At 41.9% G+C, this 21915-nt stretch carries 21 protein-coding genes; 18 read left to right on the top strand and 3 right to left on the bottom strand.

Annotated features, from left to right (window positions below; all coding sequences use genetic code 11):
* Positions 1-68: 68 nt before the first annotated feature.
* From FPZ44_RS10875 to FPZ44_RS10860, 4 genes are all read left to right on the top strand, one after another.
* Positions 69-494, top strand: a complete 426-nt coding sequence (locus FPZ44_RS10875) for a MarR family winged helix-turn-helix transcriptional regulator (RefSeq protein WP_144990077.1) — start codon at positions 69-71, stop codon at positions 492-494.
* A gap of 91 nt (positions 495-585) precedes the next feature.
* Positions 586-2004 (top strand): MFS transporter, encoded by a 1419-nt coding sequence (locus tag FPZ44_RS10870; protein WP_144990076.1) that lies wholly within the window; start codon positions 586-588, stop codon positions 2002-2004.
* Positions 2005-2104: 100 nt separating this feature from the next.
* Complete coding sequence (locus FPZ44_RS10865; RefSeq protein ID WP_144990074.1) at positions 2105-3322, top strand: macrolide family glycosyltransferase; 1218 nt, start codon at positions 2105-2107, stop codon at positions 3320-3322.
* 261 nt (positions 3323-3583) lie between these two features.
* The gene (locus FPZ44_RS10860) at positions 3584-3892 is read left to right on the top strand and encodes a hypothetical protein (RefSeq protein ID WP_144990072.1); all 309 of its coding nucleotides are present in this window, start codon (positions 3584-3586) and stop codon (positions 3890-3892) included.
* Between the two features lie 146 nt (positions 3893-4038).
* Here FPZ44_RS10860 and FPZ44_RS10855 read toward each other — a convergent pair whose 3' ends face one another.
* Positions 4039-4467: a VOC family protein gene (locus tag FPZ44_RS10855; RefSeq protein ID WP_144990070.1), complete on the bottom strand. Its 429-nt coding sequence runs from the start codon at positions 4465-4467 to the stop codon at positions 4039-4041.
* 327 nt (positions 4468-4794) lie between these two features.
* On the opposite strand from FPZ44_RS10855, the gene FPZ44_RS10850 reads away from it, so the two are divergent.
* The 6 genes from FPZ44_RS10850 to hemL all read left to right on the top strand — a co-directional run bounded on the left by FPZ44_RS10850 (position 4795) and on the right by hemL (position 9736).
* Positions 4795-4920 (top strand): hypothetical protein, encoded by a 126-nt coding sequence (locus FPZ44_RS10850; protein WP_261378286.1) that lies wholly within the window; start codon positions 4795-4797, stop codon positions 4918-4920.
* A 25-nt stretch (positions 4921-4945) separates the two neighbouring features.
* Entirely contained in the window at positions 4946-5755 is an 810-nt protein-coding gene (locus FPZ44_RS10845; RefSeq protein ID WP_144990068.1) for an MBL fold metallo-hydrolase, read from the top strand.
* 137 nt (positions 5756-5892) lie between these two features.
* Positions 5893-7095 carry a serine hydrolase domain-containing protein gene (locus tag FPZ44_RS10840; RefSeq protein WP_186785995.1) on the top strand — a complete coding sequence of 401 codons (1203 nt, stop codon included), beginning with the start codon at positions 5893-5895 and terminating at the stop codon, positions 7093-7095.
* A gap of 132 nt (positions 7096-7227) precedes the next feature.
* Positions 7228-7467: a thioredoxin family protein gene (locus FPZ44_RS10835; protein WP_144990064.1), complete on the top strand. Its 240-nt coding sequence runs from the start codon at positions 7228-7230 to the stop codon at positions 7465-7467.
* A gap of 105 nt (positions 7468-7572) precedes the next feature.
* Positions 7573-8187 (top strand): MarR family winged helix-turn-helix transcriptional regulator, encoded by a 615-nt coding sequence (locus tag FPZ44_RS10830; RefSeq protein ID WP_144991790.1) that lies wholly within the window; start codon positions 7573-7575, stop codon positions 8185-8187.
* Between the two features lie 229 nt (positions 8188-8416).
* Positions 8417-9736, top strand: a complete 1320-nt coding sequence (gene hemL / locus FPZ44_RS10825; protein ID WP_144990062.1) for a glutamate-1-semialdehyde 2,1-aminomutase — start codon at positions 8417-8419, stop codon at positions 9734-9736.
* 132 nt (positions 9737-9868) lie between these two features.
* Here the strand turns inward: hemL and FPZ44_RS10820 are convergent, their stop codons facing one another.
* Positions 9869-10765, bottom strand: coding sequence for a LysR family transcriptional regulator (locus FPZ44_RS10820; RefSeq protein WP_144990060.1), 897 nt, complete (start codon positions 10763-10765; stop codon positions 9869-9871).
* Between the two features lie 223 nt (positions 10766-10988).
* On the opposite strand from FPZ44_RS10820, the gene FPZ44_RS10815 reads away from it, so the two are divergent.
* Positions 10989-11723 carry a type 1 glutamine amidotransferase gene (locus FPZ44_RS10815; protein ID WP_144990058.1) on the top strand — a complete coding sequence of 245 codons (735 nt, stop codon included), beginning with the start codon at positions 10989-10991 and terminating at the stop codon, positions 11721-11723.
* 70 nt (positions 11724-11793) lie between these two features.
* Here FPZ44_RS10815 and FPZ44_RS10810 read toward each other — a convergent pair whose 3' ends face one another.
* Positions 11794-12384, bottom strand: coding sequence for a TetR/AcrR family transcriptional regulator (locus FPZ44_RS10810; protein WP_144990056.1), 591 nt, complete (start codon positions 12382-12384; stop codon positions 11794-11796).
* Positions 12385-12616: 232 nt separating this feature from the next.
* Between FPZ44_RS10810 and FPZ44_RS10805 the strand changes: the two genes are divergently transcribed.
* From FPZ44_RS10805 to FPZ44_RS10775, 7 genes are all read left to right on the top strand, one after another.
* Entirely contained in the window at positions 12617-13801 is a 1185-nt protein-coding gene (locus FPZ44_RS10805; RefSeq protein WP_186785994.1) for a DUF418 domain-containing protein, read from the top strand.
* Positions 13802-13934: 133 nt separating this feature from the next.
* Positions 13935-14198 carry a glycine zipper domain-containing protein gene (locus tag FPZ44_RS10800; RefSeq protein WP_144990052.1) on the top strand — a complete coding sequence of 88 codons (264 nt, stop codon included), beginning with the start codon at positions 13935-13937 and terminating at the stop codon, positions 14196-14198.
* A 155-nt stretch (positions 14199-14353) separates the two neighbouring features.
* Positions 14354-15352, top strand: coding sequence for an alpha/beta fold hydrolase (locus FPZ44_RS10795; protein ID WP_261378285.1), 999 nt, complete (start codon positions 14354-14356; stop codon positions 15350-15352).
* A 192-nt stretch (positions 15353-15544) separates the two neighbouring features.
* Complete coding sequence (locus FPZ44_RS10790; protein ID WP_261378378.1) at positions 15545-16744, top strand: MFS transporter; 1200 nt, start codon at positions 15545-15547, stop codon at positions 16742-16744.
* 520 nt (positions 16745-17264) lie between these two features.
* Positions 17265-18716: an extracellular solute-binding protein gene (locus tag FPZ44_RS10785; RefSeq protein ID WP_144990048.1), complete on the top strand. Its 1452-nt coding sequence runs from the start codon at positions 17265-17267 to the stop codon at positions 18714-18716.
* Positions 18683-20494: a cache domain-containing sensor histidine kinase gene (locus FPZ44_RS10780; protein WP_144990046.1), complete on the top strand. Its 1812-nt coding sequence runs from the start codon at positions 18683-18685 to the stop codon at positions 20492-20494. The genes FPZ44_RS10785 and FPZ44_RS10780 overlap by 34 nt, the downstream gene beginning before the upstream one ends.
* Positions 20495-20545: 51 nt before the next feature.
* Positions 20546-21829: a response regulator transcription factor gene (locus FPZ44_RS10775; RefSeq protein ID WP_144990044.1), complete on the top strand. Its 1284-nt coding sequence runs from the start codon at positions 20546-20548 to the stop codon at positions 21827-21829.
* Positions 21830-21915: the final 86 nt, after the last annotated feature.

The raw sequence follows: 21915 nt of genomic DNA, 5'->3' as shown, positions 1-21915 counted from the left end.
TTCATAAAAGGGTGTCCATATAATTGTCATAACAACTATATTGGATGTTAAAAAATGGAGGTTAATCTTTGGAGTTAGAAAAGTATATAGGTGTCATCGTTCACCGGGCAGACTTGAAGCTTAATCAGTATTATCAGAAAGTATGTGACCCATTTGATATTACAGTGGATCAGTGGGAAATTCTCGTTATTTTGTGGGAGAAGGAGGGCATAACTCAGAAGGAATTGGCAGAAAGATTGTATAAAGACCAAGCCAACATCGCCCGTATGCTTTTCAAGCTCGAAAAGAAGGGATTTATCCACCGCGTTACTCATGAGACGGATAGGCGCTCATTACGAGTGTTCTTAACGGATAAGGGACGTTCGATAAAAGAAGATATTATGGAGCCGTCGATTGAGGCTTTTAACAAAACCATTGCAGGGCTAACGGAAGAGGAAGTCGAAAATTTCCGAAGAATGCTGGCGATTATGTACAACAATGTAAAGGATCTATAACTACGTGACGTTGTTATTGATCCTCCATTTTTTAGACATATAGTTGTTATGACAATTACCGTTACGACAAGTATAAAGGGAGCGATCGGATATGACATCGACATCGGAAGCGATAAAACCAAGTATCTTTGGTGCTCCATACCGCGCATTGACGATTGGCATTATATTAGCCATTTCAACTGTAGCCTTTGAAGGATTAGCGATCACGACAGTTGCACCGACGATAGCACAAGAGCTAGAGGGTCTTCATTTATATGGTTGGATATTTAGTGCTTTTCTGTTGAATCAGATCATCGGCACGATTGTTATGGGCAAACGGATCGATAAGCACGGGGTCTTCAAAAGTATGATCTTATCATTTGTCATTTTTGTGATAGGGATACTGGTGGCGGCTTTATCTTCCCATATGTTCATTCTCATTATCGGGAGGGCATTGCAAGGTTTTGGAGCTGGCGCCCTTATTACGTGTGTATATTACAGTGCTGCTGTTCATTATCCAGACGCACTTCGAACGAAAATTCTTGCCTCTTTTTCCATGGCATTTGTGCTGCCCGCATTAATCGGACCGTACATTGCTGGATATGTAGCTGCACATGTATCGTGGAGGTTTGTATTTTTAATGGTACTCCCCATCATTGTACTCGCTCTATTATTAACGCTTCCCACTTTTCGCACGTTACCCTCACCTAGACCTTCATCATCGAGTAAACAAAATTATAAAGAAGTACATGCGATCTTACTCGCCATTGGAACAGGCGCATTATTAACTGGATTGGGCTGGATACCAGATTGGAAAGGCATATTGCTTGCCATGATTGGCGTGCTTATTATGATGAAGCCTTTGCGCAAGCTGCTTCCAGAAGGTACATTTTCAGTAGCAGCTGGTTTGCCTGCAACCATTGCTACACGAGGAATGTATGTGGCCTGTTACTTTGCTACAGAAAGCTTTGTCGTATTGGCCCTTGTTGAAGTGAAAGGTTTATCTGAAGATCTGGCAGGTTTAATCGTAGCTGCAGGTGCATTAAGTTGGTCTGGCGCAGCTTGGCTGCTGTCTGTGCTTGATGCAAGAGATGATGGCAAAGGCAGGAAGGTAAGGATCCACGTTGGCGTCAGCTTTATTATTGCTGGTGTAGCGCTCGTTATTGCAGCTATCGCTTCTACAGGCGGTGGAATCGTTATTGCAGTTATTTCACAAATCATTATCGGCTTCGGCGCAGGCTTGGCCAATCCAACTACAGCAGCGATTGCCTTGCAGTACACAAAAGCTGGGGAAGAAGGGGAGGTTTCCGCTATTCTTCAATTTATAGATTCATTTAGCATTGGATTAAGTATTGGAATTAGCGGAGCTTTAGTAGCAATAAGTGATACATTCGACTGGGGCATAACCACAGGGATTGTTATGGTGCTATCTCTTCAGCTTCTGTTTGCTGTTGTAAGCTTCATTACGTCTTTCCGGATTACAAAGAAGAATGGAGTTGCTCCCACTGGAATCCCCCACAACATGTCCTAACATTCTTCGTTACGGAAATATTCTAGTCTAGCTCAGGTTCTACTATCAATCAACGTAGTCAGCATATCAAACTTAATCCTATATTGGAGGCGACGTTCATATGGCACGCGTGTTAATTGTTAATATCCCTGCTGAAGGACATGTTAATCCTACTCTTGGTTTAGTAAAGCAGTTGATAGACCGGGGTGAAGAGGTCGTATATGTGTGTACAGAGGAGTATCGAAATAAAGTGCTTCAAACCGGAGCAGAATTTCGATCATATCCATTTCAAGTAGACCCGTTTTCCTATGATCCTGACTTGAAGCCTGCTCCCTATAAACACCCTTCCCAGTTTGCTAACATGGTCGTTCGCGGCATTATTCAGAAAATTGTTCCTGAAATCCTACAAGTTATCGAAGGTGATAAGTATGATTACTTTATCTTTGACTCGCTGATGGGTTGGGGAGGTACGATAATTGCTCAGAGGCTTGGAATTCCTGCTGTATGTTCCATTGCTTCCTTTGCTTTCGTAGACCCGCTTGGTTCAGAACAAGGACTGATTGATGATGATATTGAAAATGTGTATGAATCAACGCTGGAATTGGCACAGCAGCTAGCCACTCAGTTTAACGTTCCAGCTCCATCGATACAGGAACTTACGAAGCATGCCGGCCAACTTAAGCTTGTATATACAAGCCGCTATTTGCAGCCTAAAGCGGATCAGCTGGATGACAGCTTCTACTTCGCAGGAACTTCCGTTGTACCGCGTAAAGATGCGCCCAACCTTCCATTGGCACAGCTCCTAGACCCACACAAACAGACCGTTTACATTGCTATGGGGACGATTCTGAATCGAGATCTGGCTTTCTATAAGCTGTGTTTTGATGCATTCCAACATTTGCCGATCCAATTTATCCTGTCTTCAGGGAAAGATACAGATATGGGGTCTTTGGCTGATTGTATTCCTTCCAACTTTATTGTTCGTCCTTATATTCCACAGCTTGAGGTACTTGAACGTGCAGACGCGTTTGTCACGCATGCAGGGATGAACAGTGTGAGCGAAGCTCTATATTATAATGTTCCGATGGTTATGATTCCGTTAACATCAGATCAACCACTTGTCTCGAATCGAGTACAGGAGCTTGGAGCGGGTATCACACTCGACCATCATACACTTACCGCTGAAGTCCTGAGAGAAACATTAATGCAGGTATTGGGCGATTCGAGCTACAGACAGCAAGCTGGCCATATTGGCGAATCATTGCGACAGGCAGGGGGATATATTCAAGCGGCAGATACGATTATCCGTCAATTCTCCAAAATAAAACAGCAAATATGATTGTTCGTCATTAAATAAACAAGCATGGAAATCATCCATCGACGCCGGAAAACCGTTCTGGCGTTTTTTGTTTGTTTTATCATTGGAACTTTGTGGCATATTAATAAAGGTAAAAGATACTTATTGCTTATTAGAAATAAACTATATGAAGTTCATCGGGAAAGTGTTAAGATTAAAGATAGCCTTTTCTTAATAACCAGGTACAGCGAGAGAAGCTGCTATAAATACAAATTTGGTTGAATAGAAGGGGAGAATGAAAACATGAGAGTTGAATTGACATTTACGAACAAGGGAAAGTTAGCAATCGCTAATTTTAGCAATGAGGAACTGCTTGAAATCTTTTCAAGATACATGAACACATTAAAGAAAAAATATGATATTGAGGTAGCTGTTGATCATGAGTCCAACCAAAATATCATTACTGATAACGTTCTATTCGTTAATGCGAGCAATGTAAATTGTGATGCAGAAACATTCTTCAAAGAACTGAGCAGAGATGTAAAAGTTCCGTTGAAGAAAAGACTTGATGGGAACTTAGACAATGTATTTAAAATAAAAATCAGTGAATAAGACAAATGAAACAAACAATAGAGCATCTTCAAAAGGCCTTGTGCTTACGAAGATGCTCTTTAGCTTTATATTAGGAAGGGGGTGAAACGGGGATAGCACTCTGTTCTACGGAAACCATCCATGTCTCGCTGTAATAATAGGTGAACTTAGCCGCAGTCCTCTTCACTACGAAGATTGAACTGCCACTCAATGCCAAACTTATCCGTTAAGCTGCCGTAACACTTACTCCAGAAAGTTTCTTGAAGTTCCATCGCTACCTTGCCGCCTTCTTTAAGCTTATGGAATGCAGATTGAATTTCTTCGATATGATCTCCGACAAAGGTAAGGCTGACGTTGTTACCAACTACGAACGGCATACCAGGGAACACATCGGAGAACATAACCGTGCTGCCTTTAATGTTAATGCGAGTGTGCATGACTAGATCCTTTGCTTCTTCTGGAAGCGTAAAGTCAGGGGATGGTGGGGCATCACCAAAAGCCATAATTTCAGGTTGTTCTGTTCCAAATACCTCTGCATAAAACGTTACTGCTTCACGACAATTTCCATTAAAATTAAGATATACCTCGATTGACATCACATTCACTCCTCAAATTAATATGTAGTGCTTCATTTCGAATTTCGATCATATTGTATCACGTAAATTCAAAAATGCAAATATATGTTCGCATTTAGATAAATTCCAAACCTCTCCTCCAAGTTATAGTTTTATCCGATCCGACCGTAAAAATACCGTTGCAAAAAAGGGCGAAGGAAGAAATAGAGCGTACTTTGGCAACTTCTACGGCATCCTTTCAAACGTCATGGGCGTGAATAAAATATGCTGTGCCTGCTCTTATGGAATTATCGATTTCATGCGAGCGAAGAGAGCTTCCATGTCTTTCTGGAGGAGTTCAAACAGTTATTGGACAAGCATTTTACCATGCAAGGAGCTGAATCCAATATCGACTTACAGTCAGATGAAGAGAAGAGCTACTATATGTCTTTAGTTGCATTTCAAGATGACAATGGAAACATTAGCATTCAATAATTATGCAGCCGTGGAGGGAATACATATGCAAAGCACTCAGTATCCTATCGTGATTGATGATCCGTGGTTTACGGTTTCGAAGCTGGATGAGACGACATTCGCAATTAGTGAATATGGACATTGGGAAAAAGTCCATTCGTTCTTACTTATTGGTCAGGAGCGTGCAGCTCTTATTGATACCGGACTTGGGATCGATAACATGAAGCGGATGACTGATCAACTGACGGACTTGCCTATTATCGTGCTGACAACACATGTTCACGCCGATCATATCGGTAGTCACGGGCAGTATGAAGAGATTTATGTACATGAGGCAGAAGAAGATTGGTTAGTTAGTGGCATTAAAAAATTGTCAATTGAGCAAATTCGCAAAGATATATCACGTGATATTACAAGACCAGTTCCAGCTTCGTTTGATCCAGAAACATACACACCCTTTCAAGGAAAACCGACAGGGCTGCTGCGTGACGGGGACGTTATAGAGCTAGGGGAGCGAGCATTGAATTTATATCATACACCCGGCCATTCTCCTGGCCATATTTCTATCTATGATACGAGCAGAGGATATTTATTTACTGGGGATTTGCTGTATGATGAGACACCTGTCTATGCATTTTTTCCAACAACAAGCCCAGAGGATCTCGTAAACTCGCTGGAGAGAATTGCAACGAAGATTACTGGGATTCAAAAAATATTTGGCGCTCATAACCGAATTGGGTTGGAACCTGAATTGCTTGAAACGGTGAAAGAAGCGGTGGGCGAGTTACGGGGAAAAAAGCTAGTTCGCTTCGGTACCGGCGTTCATCAATTCGATGGATTTTCGGTGAGGTTTTAAGTTTGAATTAAGCGATAAAGGACTTTGTTATGTAATTTGAAAAATCATCCAAATAGATGAAGGTCTGTTCCCGTGCGCCTGCGTCTTATTTTCGATCTTACATTTCCAAACACCTACCATCAGGAGGTAAGCACGATATGTATATTCGGACAAGAATGATGCTCACTTTGACAGTCTTAGTAACGAGCGCACTATTGGTTTCAACTGGTAAAGGCCTAGCGCAGGCAACAGTGGGAGCAGAGGCAAGTGTACATGCAAAATCGAGTAAATCAACTGTTCAGAGCAGTCATCAAGATAGTAAAAAGAATTTCTTCATTGTTGAGGCTATGGAAGAGGGGGTTGCTAAGGGGATACCCGGAATTCTCTTGCAGACACGTAAAGATGGGGTCGTGCAGCACTATACAGCTGGAAAAGCGAGCATTTATGCAGAACGGAGCATGCAGTCTAATTTTCATTTCCGAATTGGAAGTGTAACAAAAACGTTTGTTTCTGTCACAATGCTGCAGCTCGTAGGTGAAGGCAAGGTGAGCTTGAATGATACCGTTGATAAATGGCTGCCTGGACTTGTCCAAGGAAACGGATATGATGGGCAGCAAATTACGATAAGACAACTGCTCAATCACACGAGCGGAATCGCTAGCTACACGGACGATGTTTTTTTACAGAAAGTATATGAAAACCGTTTTAAAAGCTTCTCGTCTGAGGAGCTTGTACAAGAAGGATTACGGCAAAAGCCCCTATTTACACCAGGCACCCAAGCTTCCTATTCCAATACGAATTATATTATTGCAGCCATGATTATCGAAAAAGTAACGGGAGATACATACGCGAAGCAAATCGAAGAGCGTATTATTAAGCCGTTGAAATTGAACAACACGTTTATACCAGGGACTTCTACAAAGCTGCCTAAGCCGCATGCAAGAGGCTACTATCAGTTAAAGCTAGGTGGACCGCTTCAAGACTTCACAGAGTTGAATGCAACTTCAGCTCATGCATCAGGCGGAATGATTTCGACTGCAGATGACTTGAACCGCTTCATATCGGCACTACTCTCCGGCAAGCTGCTGAAGCATGAACAAATGAAGCAGCTATTAGACACGGTGGAATTTCAAGATCAATCTAAGTACGGTTTAGGTCTTTTGCAAGTTACATTGTCGAATGGAGTTCAACTATGGGGACATACGGGCGGTGTTCATGGATTTAAAACGTTTACTTTTGCGACGAGTGACGGAAAGCATGCGGCGACACTCAGCATGAACTATCACGGAAAAGATTTGGAGAACATCATTTTTGAGATGATTATGAAAGTGTATGAAGCTGAGTTTCCAGCTAGCGTTTAAATCCGTCAAAGTCTATCCATTGTATTTTCCTATGATAACAATAGGGAATTTGTAATTGATGCTTCTTACTCGCGCTCCTATAATCATAAGTGTAGCAATGCTACATAATATAAAAATTAGGAGTGGTTGAGAATGTCTAAAGCGGTATACTATCATGCAGGTTGTGCTATTTGTGTAGAAGGAGAAAGATTCGTACTACAATTCCTTGATACAACAAAAGTGGATCTTGAAATTGTTCATCTTGGTACAGATCGTAATCGCATTGAAGAGGCAGAGCAAGCTGGAGTCAAATCCGTTCCTGCGCTAGTTATTGATGGCGGCGTGTATCACATTAATTTCGGCGCTAGTATGGAAGATGTAAAACAAGGATAAGTTGTACCTGAAGGGGGCGCCTGCAATTTGGCTCCTCCTTTTCCTTTTAAGCAGCCATGTTTGGATGTAAAATAGATAAGAATAAACATGGAAGGTACGAACTCAATGATCTTTGATCCCAACCAACGACAAAACAATCGCTCTGCCCGTATAAGTATGGCTTTATTTCGCATGACGCAAGCCATTAAGAAGATGACACAGTTAGAAAGCGACGCCGCAGGCTTTACCCCGATACAAATACAAGCTTTATTGTTCTGCTTGCATACACGTAGTGATGCAGCAACGGTGGGCAATTTTGCGCATGCCATCGGAACGACTCATGTGACTGCGGTTAAGGTCATAAACGGACTTGTTCAAAAAGAACTGATTAACAAAGCTGCGAAGCTCGAAGATCGTAGAGTTACATTGCTTCAGCTTACATCAGAAGGGCAGCTAGCAGCAGCTAAACTCGAACAGTGGGGTCAGTCGCTTGAGGACCTACTTCTTACCATCCCAGAAGAGACATTAGCCAGTTTAGAACTAGGTCTTGGCTCTGTGATTGCTGCTATGCAGCAGGAAGGTCATGTCGTCGTCGCGGAACCTTGTTTAGGTTGTATTCATTTTCATCCAAATGCTAGAGAAGGATCTGAGCCGCATTATTGCGGACTGGTGCAAAAACACCTTTCAAACGAAGCTTCTTTAAAAGAATGCCCTGAGCATACTTCCTCTGAAGGCGTCTAACGTTGACGTCTTATTTGGCTGTATAAATGATACTTGTAACTGCATGCACATGAATGGCTGTCGTGCACTCCGCATCATATAGCGTAACAGCTCCCCTTATTTATCCATAGGAAAAACCTATCGTTATCATATAAATAATAGTATTGAATGATTAATCATTGGATTTTATACTGAACCCAAATCTGAGATTTATGAATGAATAGAAGAGTATGGGTAGGGGGAATCTTCTGTGAAATCGAAACTTAAGCGAAATGATACCAATGCCAAAGCGGCATATGAACGTGCAATACGAGTTATTCCCGGTGGAGTAAACAGTCCGGTACGTGCCTTTTCTTCTGTAGATATGACCCCGATTATCGTCGCAAGTGGTCAAGGATCGCGAGTGTTAGATGTCGATGGCAATTCATATATAGACTACATTGGCTCGTGGGGCCCACTAATATTGGGGCATGCCCATCAGGAGATGGTTGAAGCCATTTGGAAAGCTGCAATACGAGGAACGAGCTTTGGGCTATCTACAGAGATCGAGACGAAAATGGCAGAGCTAATCTGTGAGGCCGTACCGTCTGTGGAAATGGTACGGATGGTGAACTCCGGTACGGAAGCAACGATGAGTGCTTTACGCTTGGCGAGAGGATATACGAATCGAGCCAAGATTATTAAGTTCCAAGGCGGCTATCACGGTCATGCCGATGCGATGCTAATTAAATCGGGTTCTGGTGTAGCAACATTAGGTTTGCCAGATAGCCCAGGAGTGCCTAAGAGTGTTGCAGAAAATACAATCACCGTACCGTATAATTCTTTGGATAGCGTGCGAATGGTATTCGAACAGCTTGGCGAACAAATTGCAGCCGTCATTGTCGAGCCTGTTGCAGGGAATATGGGAGTTGTACCGCCGTTGCCGGGTTTTTTACAAGGATTGCGGGACATTACGATCCAATACGGCAGCTTGCTCATATTCGATGAAGTAATGACGGGTTTCCGTGTGGGCTATAATGGAGCGCAGGGCTTGTACGGGATTAAGCCTGATCTCACATGCCTCGGTAAAGTCATTGGCGGTGGACTTCCTGTAGGAGCGTATGGTGGAAGCCGTGAAATTATGGAGCAGATTGCACCAGTTGGACCTATTTATCAGGCGGGAACTTTATCTGGGAACCCGCTCGCTATGGCGGCTGGTTACGCAGCTCTAAGCATACTTGGAAATGATCCGACAATTTATACAGAATTGGAACGCAAATCAGCGCGGCTGGCAGAAGGTTTTTTGCAAAATGCGAAGCAGACAGGAGTTCCACTGAAGGTCAATCGGGTTGGCTCAATGCTTTGTTCTTATTTTATGGAGCATGATGTTGTTGATTACGAAACTGCCCAATTATCCAATATGGCGTTATTTAAAAAGTACTATGCAGCCATGATTGAGCGAGGGATTTTGACGGCCCCGACACCGTATGAAGTGATGTTCGTTTCCAACGCACATTCGGATGAAGATATTGAAACAACGATTGAAGCTCATTATGAAGCTTTGAAACAGTGTGGCGGCAGGCTGCAATAATTCCATACTGCTGCTCACTTAAGCAGCTACAAGCGAAGTGTGTCATCGATAATACGAAGGTACTTAGGATGTGGCGATTAGGTATGTCGTATATGCCTCCACATCCTAAATACGTTGCCGCTAATGATTATTTTAGATTAAATGTTCATTTTTAATGGTTGCGAGCAATTGCTCCATAAATACGCGGCTTGCTGCGCATAAATATTTGTTTTTCCGATATACAAGACCTATTTCAGTTGTCAGCGCAGGCTCTTGAATGGGAATCGTTCGAATATGCGGATTGGCGATATAGTCGAGATAGCCTTTCGGCAAAATGGTAACGCCAACACCTTGGCTAACCATGTTAATGATGGACTCCATCGTGGTCATTTCAATGACTTGCTTAGGTATGCAATCAAGTGCGCGGCATTGCTCATTAATTAGCTGACGTAAAAAGTAGGTATCGGGCAGCAGCACACTCGTCGTTTCTTTTAAACATTCAAGTGTCACAAATGGCTGCTGCGAGATGGGATGATCGATTGGCGCTGCTAATGCAAGATTCTCCTTAAACAGCGGAATCGTTTCCAAATCATCATGTTCCATGGGAAGGAATACAATGCCTAGATCTAGCTCGTTTTGCAAAATAGCCTCAAAAATATCACCTGTGCGCATCCCCAATACGGACAGTTCAACATTCGGATAATTGTTATGAAACCCAATGACAGTAGGCGGAAGTAAGTAATTTACAACGGTTAGGAGTGCGCCGATTTTTAACGTTCCACGTTTCAATCCTTGCAGTTCGCTAATGGCGGCACGTGCTTGAGACAATTCGTGAAACACATTGTAGCTGTGATGCAGCAGTGTTTTGCCTGCCTCTGTAATAACCGTTCGTTTACCGATGCGATCAAATAAAGGCATGCCGATCTCATGCTCAAGTAAACGAATCTGCTGGCTTAGAGAAGGCTGTGCAATGCCGAGTTTTTCCGCGGCACGAGTAAAGTTTAGCTCTCGGCATAAGGCCATAAAGTATTCTAATTGCTTTAGTTCCATAGGTTTTCCTCTCTGTCCATCCATGATCGAATTCCACGTAAAGAAAATTACTATCATTATGAGTGATATTTCTATAAATAGCTATTAGATATGAATGGAATGCGTAGATCGACACAAACGATAGGTAATACCTATCGTTTCTATATCAATAATTGAATTGTTAATCGAAATAAGCATCTTTATACTCAGTTCATAGGATGGTTAAGTAATGGGGGAGTCAAACATGAGAATACATTATTTGCAGCACGTTCCCTTTGAATCGATCGAGCAAATAGGAGTTTGGGCAGAGGAAAAGGGACATACCATAACAAGTACGATGGTGTATGAAAATCAACATTTTCCGTCCGCAGCGGAGTTTGATTTGCTTGTCATTCTCGGCGGTCCGATGGGGGTATATGATGAATCGTCGTTTCCGTGGATTGTTGAAGAAAAACAATTTATTCAAGAAGCGATTCAGCAGCGCAAGTTCGTGCTTGGAATATGCTTGGGCGCACAATTGATTGCGGAAGTAATCGGTGGTCAGGTGTACAAAAATGAACATAAAGAAATCGGATGGTTCCCCGTAAAGCTGACTGAAGAGGCGAAGCAGTCTACAATTTTTAAATACTTTCCTGATGAATTTGTACCTTTTCATTGGCATGGGGATACGTTCAGCCTTCCAGACAAAGCGAAGAAAATGGCTTTTAGCAAAGGCTGCATAAATCAAGCATTTGTATATGAGGATCATGTCATTGGTCTGCAGTTTCATTTGGAATCCAGTGACAGAAGCATTCAGAAGTTGATTGAAAATTGTGCTGACGAAATTGAAGCGGGGATGTATGTCCAAGCTGCACATGAAATGGCTGCACAGCCACGATTGTTAATTTTATCGAATGCCGTATTGTTCACTTTGCTAGATACACTGGAAAGTAGCTGGAAAGTAATAAAAGGCACAACAAATACGTATAACAACGTATAGGCATGCCTTACTAACATTTATGTATGGTATAGACCGCGATTATCGCGGTTTTTTTATTTTGGAAGCAGTCTTATTTCAATAAAACTCGCATAAGAAATGTAGCATTGGGAAGACCGTAGCCATCACTTTCCTGAACTTGCAGCATTAGACCGCTAATGAGGGCGAAGTACCAGAACAACAGCTGCTGAGGATCGCCAGCGATAAACTCTCCTGCATCCTGTCCTTTTATGAAAATAGAAACTAATTGATCGATAATAGCTTGATTCGAATACTGTTCAAAAATCTGTTTCACACGCTCAGGCATATTTTCGGACGTACGTGCTTGCTGAACCAACATAAAATAATACTTGTTATTTTCTTCGAGCATTCCCTCTGTAATCATAGCCATTAACTCCGTCGGTGTTCCTGGTTGCTCGCTAACATATTTGACCGCTTCCAATGCTTCTCTCATCGCTTCTTCAATCAATTCAACGAACAGCTCATCTTTTGACTTAAAATAGCGGTAGGAGAGCCCTTGGCTTACGCCGGCTTCGCAAGCAATCATACTCATTTTTGTACCACAGAGGCCATAACAGGCAAATACTCGTAGCGCTGCATATTTAATTTGCTCTCTACGTTCATCGCGGAGCTGGTCTAATTGTTCTTCATTTAATGGGGGCATCCATTCTCACACTCCGGTTCACAGGTCATGTTGAGGTAATTTAAACATATTTGGATCATCAAATCAATCTGTGTAACAGGATAAAAAAGGATTGACGGATAGAAAATAATGCCTATACTTAAAAATGAATGAATTGTTCATTCATAAATTAAAAGGTCTGAGCACAGGTCAGTCACACTTTCTTCAACTTCAATCTACATGTTCAGATTGTCGAAATGGAGTGGGCCTAGTTATGAGTCAAGAAGGATTAAAGAAAGCTGCACGAGGGGCGGTAGCACAGCATGAACGTTCAATCGCACCTGATTTGGCGAGAGGAATGATGCTCTTACTAATTTGCATTGCCCATGTACCTTTGTACATTTCAAACAATGCGGAATATCGAACTTTGAATCATCCATCAGGAGGAGACCTGCTGGATAATATCATCCAATTTGCAACGATGATGATTGTGGATCTTCGCTCTTATCCGATGTTTGCTGTGCTCTTTGGATATGGTCTCGCGATGATTGTAACTCGTCAGTTAGCTGCAGGTACTTCGCAGCAAACCACTCGCAAACTGATACGCCGTCGATGTTTGTACATGATATTGTTTGGAGCTATACATGCTTTGATCGTATTTTCATTTGATATTCTTACCGTGTATGGACTCGTTGGATTACTATTCGGATTTTTGCTGTTTGCCCCGAAAAGAAAACTGCTTCGTGTTATTGGCTGGTTAAGCCTCATTATGGTTAGCCTTTTACTCACTCAAGCCTGGTTATTATCAGGAGGAGCTGGAGCTCCGATGTTGGATTATTCTACACTAGCAACTTCGTATGGAGGGGCTATTGAGAAGCGCTTATTTGAATACCCATTCTGGGTCGTCTATTCATTGATAGCTATGCCGCTTATCATTCCGGTGCTGATAGGAGTTTGGGCAGGCAACAAACGCTTGCTTGAAGCTCCGCAACAGAACCAGCGTTTGCTTAAGAAAATAAGTATTATAGGTATCACGGTATCAATATTAGGTGCATTACCATTGGCGTTAACGGTATTTGGTTTCTGGCAGAAATCCACTTATCTCACAGCTTTGCACTCCATTAGTGGAATATTCGGGGGAATCGGATATATAGCTTTGTTCGGTTTGATCAGTGCCCGCATCAGCGCAGCTGGCAGTCGCGGAAAGATTGTTCAGGCATTAGTTGCAACAGGTCAGCGTTCGCTTACAAGTTATTTGCTTCATTCCATTATACTTGCCTTATTACTTTCTAGCTGGGGTTTTGGATTAGGTAAGTACTTTCACAGCTTCGAAATCTTTTTCATTGGCATTTTAACTTGGCTGATTCTTGTAGTTATTTCTGTCTTGTTAGAAAGAAAAGGGCACCGAGGGCCTGCTGAAGTGCTGCTTCGCAAACTCGTTTATCGTAAATCCTATTAAACGATAGCAGGACCTACGTGTATGAATGGTCATGAATTCCTTCAACTCATTTAGGGCAACCTATGCCGTGGAACTACGATGCCAAGCATGAGTATCGTAATTCTTCAAATGATAACAATGGAGGATGAAAGGAATGTCTAAGAAACACGAGCATAATCATAACCACAACAACCATAACCACAACCACAATAATAATCATGTTTCTGATCGTGATGCGGCCGATGCAGCTGATATGAATGCAGGAGAAGTTGCAGGAACGGTTGGCGGTGGTGCGATAGGCGCCGTAGTAGGCTCTGTACTAGGTCCTGTAGGTACAGTTATAGGCGGCGTTGCAGGTGCAGCTATTGGTAATATGGCTGGCGAAAGTATGGAAGATGCTGTAGACGATACTGTATAATCGGCGCTAGAATTTATCATCCAGCGAAACTAAGGTGTATTTGAAGGGAGGCTCTTGGGCCCCATTCAAATACACCTTTTTTAAACGGAATTTAAATTTGCTTGAGCCTTCTCTTAACCTTGGCTGACTATGATAGGTATAGAGGTGAGAGAAACATGGAACATATCGTACAAACAAAAAAGAAGAAAAATAAAGCATGGACTATAACTAGAAATACGTTGCTTGTAATTGCTGCATTCCTGTTAGGCTGGGTTGGTTTTCATCATGCAATGACTGCTTATGAGCAAAGTAAGCATCCAGCCCCAGGCCATCTTGTTGAAGTAGATGGGAAGAACATGCATGTTTACACAAAAGGGAAAGGTGAACATACTATCGTATTGTTGCCGGGCCTAGGAACATCGGCACCTGTATTGGACTTTGAGCCGTTAATAAATGAACTGGCAAGGAGCAATCAAGTGGTTGTTGTAGAGCCCTTCGGATATGGTTGGAGTGATCAAACGAATAAGGAACGAAGTGTGGACAATATTGTAGAGGAACTAAGAATGGCTTTGCAGAAAGCTAATATTGTAGGGCCCTATATTTTAATGCCTCATTCCGTATCTGGCATATATAGTATGTACTATGCGAATCAATACCCTGAAGAAGTCGAAGCCATTATCGGGAATGATATTACTTTACCACAAGCGCTGGAGTATTTTAATGAACCTGCTCCAACTATGCCTTCGTATATGGGTATGCTTGCTCCAGCTGGGGTTACAAGATTGCTATCCTATACTTCGCCTGATCAGTTTCTGCCAGAAGCAGAGCAAGGAACGTATTCGGATGAGAATCTTAATATGACGACACTCCTTTCTGCATGGAAAGGTGCTAATAATAATGTGGTCAATGAAGCAAACGAAATGCAAAATACCATTGTAAAGACGAAAGGCATGTCATTTTCTCCAGATCTACCTGTTATGCTCTTCGCAAGGGAGAGAAAAGACAAGGTAAGCGTGGAAGGGAAAACAAATCTGACCTTCTATGAATCACAACTAAGTCATGTGAAAACGAGCAAACTGATCCCGCTAGAAGGGCATCATTATTTGCACTGGACGCAATATAAAGAAATGTCTGACCAGATTAATCGTTTCATAGACTCGATCGAGCATAATTAATCAATGTATACCTCCTTTCCGATGACTGGAATAGGAGGTTTTTTCTCTAGAAAGATAGGAATTTTTATTGAAATTATTACATATAGAGGTTACTATTTTTAGATATGCCTATATAACTAAATAGAGATCATGAGAATTTGGGGGATTTTTGGAGTGGAGCAGCATTTGAAGAAGCATAAGAGGATCTATGCTATGCAGTTGGCTACGATCTTTCTAGGCTTCATTATATTTGGCATTTCAGAAAATATTAAAGGACCGGCAATACCACGTATTCAATTCGACTTCATGCTTAATGAAGCGCAGTTGGGCACATTATTGTCACTCAATGCATTAGGTTACTTGCTAGCTTGTTCGTTCACAGCATTTTTAACAAGAATATGGGGTATTAAAATTGTAAGTATTACTGCCTTTGGCGCGATGCTTCTGTCGGGAGTTTGTATTTATTTTTCGCATAGTTATCCGTTGTTCGCCTCATCATATTTTCTAATGTATATTGGGAATGGCATGCTGGAGATTGCGCTGGCGATACTTGGTGCACGCATTTTCGTTAAAAATACAGGCATGATGATGAATTTATCACATGGTTTCTATGGGCTTAGCTCTACGGTGGCGCCATTGATGGCTACTGGACTTATGTCAGTAACGGTGTTCGGTCATACGCTTGATTGGCGTGGCATGTACCTGATCATGCTGTCGTTATCTATTCTGCCGATTATATTAGCATGGCGGAGCTCATTTCCGGGAGATGATCTCTCACAAGAGGAGCGGGTACCGTTTAAACAGTTAATGCGAGATCCGGTGTTGTGGTTTATGGTGCTGATCTTGTCCTTTGGCGTTGTGTCTGAGCTTGCGGTAGGAGGCTGGCTGGTTAATTTCCTAGAGAAAGCATATCAGTGGGATACCGTGGCTGCTTCAGGCTTGCTTTCTGCCTTTTTCTTATGTTTTGCACTGGCGAGAATTGTGTTGGGTCCCGTGACAGATAAAATAGGGTTCAATTTATCGTTGATCATCTTTTCGGCATTTTCGGCCATCTGTACGTTTTTGGCAATTTGGGGAGGAGAGAAGTTTGCGTTCTTATTTGCTGCTGCTGGCATAGGAATCGCGATGATTTACCCAACCGTTATGGCGTTTATTGCAAAACGATATCCGAATGAAAGTGATACAGCGATTACGTTTACCGTCACGTTGATGGGAATCGGATGCGTCATCGGCAATTACATGATTGGCGGTATTATTGAGCTTGTTAAACAGTTGTATGGTGCCGATACTCAAATTGGCTTAATTCGTGGCTTGCAGGCTGGCTATGGCTTTATTGGATTATGTGCTGCGATTTGCGCAGTATTCAGCTTCATTTTGTACGTACGATTAAAACAGCGAAAAGAACTGATATAAGCTGTATTGAGGTACAGTTGGGGAGCGGGCTTTGTGAAGACGGAACCTTTATGGTGGCTAAAAGGGCTCGCGATGTACAATTTTATACTGTGGTACGTCATTCCGTTGGCGATTATTATCTTTGCTTAAACGTGATAGGGTTGCTTCCAATTGAATAAGTAGAGAAAAAGGTTGGCGCTTAATTGTGCCGGCTTTTTTGTTTGGTGGCGATTATCAAACAAGGTTCAATATGCGAAATGAAGTAATCAGCATCCCTTTAATGGGATTTAGTTCAATATTACTGAACGTAGTAATTCCAACTGTAGCGCCTGCATTGAGTACACCTTGTTTTCCAATATAATTTATTTTTTCTTTGAAGTATATTTATTATAGTGCTATAGTAGTAATTGATTGAATCATATGGATTAACTTACTATTACTAGGAGGTGCTTCTCGTATTAAAAAGGAGCATGTAAACAAGCTTATCGTTTTGTTTGCGATTCTTATTTTGGTAGCAAGTGCAACTTGGTTTGCAAAACTATTGTTTGATCTACGAAACACCAACCCGTTAACCCCACAAGAAGTGAACCCTAATCACCAATCTGCATCAATTGTTATACATAGTTTAAACTTTACTTTTCCTAAAGGAATGGACGAAAACAACAATCCATACTTACATTATATCGAGGACAAAACTAACATCGACATTCGGGTTAAAATGCCGCCTGTAACTACGTATGAAGATACCCTTAAAGTGGAATTATCCAATGCAACTCCTCCTGATATGCTTACTACATATGTCCCTAAAACCTTTTATGATTTAGTAGAACGTGGCGAGCTAGCGCCATTAGATGAGCTTATTGCGTCGTATGGAGCTGATCTGCAAAAGTATATTCCAGAAGAGGCATGGGCTACCGTTCGTGTTAATGGTCACATTTATGCAATCCCAACTTCGAATGATGCAAGTGGTGAAGAGGTGATTTATGTTAGAAAAGATTGGCTTGATAACCTCAATTTAGACATTCCGACAACGATAGATGAGATTGCACATGTCATTCATGCTTTTACGAGGCAAGACCCTGATCGCAACGGGAAGGCGGATACCTACGGTATAACGTGGATGCCACATTTAAATCAAACTAGTCCGTTATTAGGCGCTTTTGGTGTTCAATTTGACCACTGGATAAACATTGATGGTCAATTAGCATATGCGAATATTTTGCCAGGAATGAAAGAAGCCATATCCTTTCTTGCAGCATTAAATAAAGAGAAATTGGTAAAACCGTTTATATCATTTTCGTCAACAAGAACAGACTGGCTGCATCATACGATCGTTGATAATAACGTTGGTATGTTTTCTGGCTCGTGGGATCACCGAATATTAATTCATGATCTTCAACGTAAAAACGGAGTTGAAGCGGAGTGGATAGCAATTGATGCTCCGATTGGAAGGAATGGAGAACGGAGCACGAAGGCGCTCCCTTTAGTCAAAGGATATCAACTTGTACCTAAAAATAGTGCCAATAAGGCCGAAGTTATAAAATTGTTAAATTTTATCGTTGAAGAAGGCAGAGAAACTTTAGATATGGGCTTTGAGCATCAAGTGTGGCAGCGACAGGGTGAAGAGATTGTTTACGATTCAAATGAAAATAAAAAAGCAGGATATCGCGGCATGTATGCCATCCTTGCTAATGTACAAAATCGAGAAGTATACGAAGTGAGCTTTAAGAAGAACAAAGCGCTGGTTGAAAATTTACGTAAGGCGGAACGTTTCGCTGTTGAAAGTGAATTTACATCCTATCAGACACCGACGATGAAGTCGCAACATAAACAGCTTGAGCAGTTGAAAGATGTATTCGATGAAATGATTAGTGGACAAGCTTCAATGGATGAGTTCGATCGTTACGTTAACGAGTGGAAAGCGCTTGGTGGCGACCAAATTACGAAGGAAGTGAACGAATGGTATGCATCAAATCGTGCAAACAAAAAGTAACGCGATTGTGGTGCAAAGCGAGACAACAATATTTAAAACGGACACAATTGCGCCTAACCGTTTATTTTTTAATCGTAATTGTACCGTTAATCGTTGTAAGTTTATATACTAATTTTCGCACACAGCAAATTGTAAACGATGAAACAGATGCAACAACGAGCATCCAACTTGATATGCTAGCTATGTCTATCGACGATGTGGTGGAATCAATAGAAAGTTTGTCATTCGATTTTGCAAGAGATGAAGACACGATTGCGAAGCTTAAAATGATGAAGCTTCAACCATCATCATCTCCTGTTGATGAGAGAGATCTGCTCGATCATTTAGAAAAAGAATTGTCTCCGCATGCTATTTTTTCGCACATATCCATCATTGATGTTCAATTGGAAACGATTTTTTCAACTAAATTTGGCGCGCGGCGAGAAAGTAGGTGGAAGATACAGCTAAAAGCTTCCGAAATTTATAAAATGATAAATCGTGGTCCTATATTTATAGATAACACAGAAAGTCTTCTATACGGATCTCCAGCACGTGTATCTGATGTAGAGGGCGTTTCAATTATTCGAAAAATGACCGATTACGATGAGGAAAATGCGGAACGTTATTTGTTTGCGACTATAAAAGAGAGCGTGTTAAATGAGAAATTAAGGCCACTTCAACGACATGAATCTGTGCGCATTGATTTGTATTCAAAGCAGGGTATCCTTATTACAGGTGTTGGACCTGAACCACCTCCAGGTCATTTCAATGAAGAATGCGATGAAGTGGTATACACCGATAATTATCATTGGCGCATCGTATATCACGATCCAACGAAGCAATCGTTAGCTCAAACCGAGCATATAAACTTTTTCACAGTACTCATTATTATCGTTAGCGTTATATTGGCAATCTTGATTGCTTGGGGAGTGTATACACGTATTGTTGCACCGTTAGATAAATTAACGCGCGCGATGCGTAACATGATGCGTGGCAATTACGACGTTCGACTAGAGAGTGATCGCGAAGATGAGTTTGGTTTTCTCATGGTAGCTTATAACCAGATGGCGGCGCATCAGAAAGAGCTTATTGAAGGTCATTATGAGCAGCAATTGCAGCTTACACAGGCAGAGCTCAAATTCTTACAATCACAAATTAATCCTCACTTTATGTACAACACACTCGATTCGATCTATTGGATGGCTAAACATTACGATGCAGACGAAATTGGGGACATGGTACTAAACTTGGCGGCTTTTTATCGTGCTAGTCTACATAAAGGCGCGAGTACATGTACAGTCGAAGAAACGATGACACAGTTGAATTATTACGTTCGTGTACAGCAAATCCGATTTTTGGACAAATTTGAAGTGGAGTACGATATTTCGGATGACAGTAAATCCATTCCTCTATTAAAACTGCTGCTGCAACCTCTAGTTGAAAATGCAATCCTACACGGTCTAAACTCTAAAATTTCAGATGGTAAGTTAACGATTTCTGGTTACACGATAGACGATCGTCTCATCCTGCGAGTAGAGGATAATGGTAAAGGGATAACACCAAACAACCTTGCGATGATTCAAGATGTGCTACATACGATACAAACGCCAACATGTGCTGCAAGCATGAAGCAAGTGGACGATGGGCAATTTTATGGATTAAGAAACGTGATGTCACGGCTTAAAATGGTTTATGGTAATGATGCGACGATGAACGTCCATAGTGAAGAGAATCAAGGTACATCCATTACGATTGAACTTCCGCTCAAGCAATGTTGGGCTGCTGTTCATTACAAATAACGGGTTCTATTTATATGATTTGCGTTAAACATAGAAAATGGGGGCGCATGTATGAACTTGCTTATCGTAGAAGATGAAGAGCGACTTCGCAACAGTCTAGTTTATTACATTCCGTGGGAAGAGCATGGTATTCAAATTGTAGGCGCAGCCGAAACAGGTGCACAAGCGCTCCAATTAATCGAACGAAGACAGCCAGATATCGTGCTGCTCGATATTGAGATGCCAGATTTAAGTGGATTGGTCGTTGCAAAACATGTGTGTAAGCATCATGAGCATATTAAAATGATCGTACTGAGCGGGCATGACGATTTTCAATCTGCTCAGAAAGCGATGGAGTTCGGTGTTAGTTTGTACTTGCTTAAGCCGGCAGGTGCAGAGCAAATATTAGACTACGTGTTACATGTCGCTAATCAATTAAGAGAGACGTGGGCGCAGCAGCGTGAGCAGTTGTTGCTTCGAGAAAAATGGGAATATTACTTGCCTAGTGTGCGAGATCGTGCGATTTGCGACATTTTAAATGGAAAGTATGAGCGTGAACGATTAGGAGTGTTAAATAATGACCTGCAGCTTGGGTTCATGATGGATTGTTATTACGCGGTTGCTACGATTGAATTGGACGATCCATTTACGGAACGTAGTGACGTTGGGTTGCGTTCACAGCTAACATTTGTGCTTTCTTCGATGATGCAGACTTGGCTTGCGGGGCATCAATGTTGGGTTTATGCGGAGCAGAATGGCAAGGTTGACATTATTTTTTTGTTACAAAATAATGTTGTAGACGGCCTCATTCAAGTTCATGCTTTATTGGAAAAATTGTTAGGTCACATCCGTGTATGCTTACAGTTGTCGGCAAGCGCAGGTATTTGCGGAAGTGTTGGTACGGTTGAAACGATTTGTGCACAGTATAATGAAGCGCGAGCCGCTTTGAAGCAGCGCCATATTTATGGCAGCGGGATCGCCATACCGTACCAAGCGGCATACTGTGCGGGACAAGGTGTTCGAAATAAGACAGTGCAATGCATTGTCCAAATTGTAAATGAAGAGATGGAGCAGGAAGTGACGCTGCACGGGGTCGCTGAACGTTTATTTGTTAACGCTTCCTATTTGAGCAGATTGTTTAAGCAGGAAATGGGTACCTCGTTCTCGACCTATGTTATTGAGCGTAAAATGGAGCGGGCGAAGCATATCTTGTTAGAAGGCGCTAAAGTTTATGACGCTGCCTACCGCGTCGGTTACCGCGACGTTAGTTACTTCACCAAAGTGTTCCGCAAACATTGGGGCGTAACCCCAGGCAACGTGAAGCAAAATCAAGGCAACGGCGTGGGGGCACGGTAGCTGCGTTGTGGGACTTACTATTAAACAATATCCTTCCCAAAACAGCCCAAAAGTCCATTTAACGGATCACATATCCGTATGCTAGC

The organism is Paenibacillus agilis, assembly GCF_007786455.1.
GTDB classification, from domain to species: domain Bacteria; phylum Bacillota; class Bacilli; order Paenibacillales; family Paenibacillaceae; genus Paenibacillus_B; species Paenibacillus_B agilis.
Note: the sequence above shows the minus strand (reverse complement) of the source record. Positions and strands in the feature narration are given on the sequence as shown.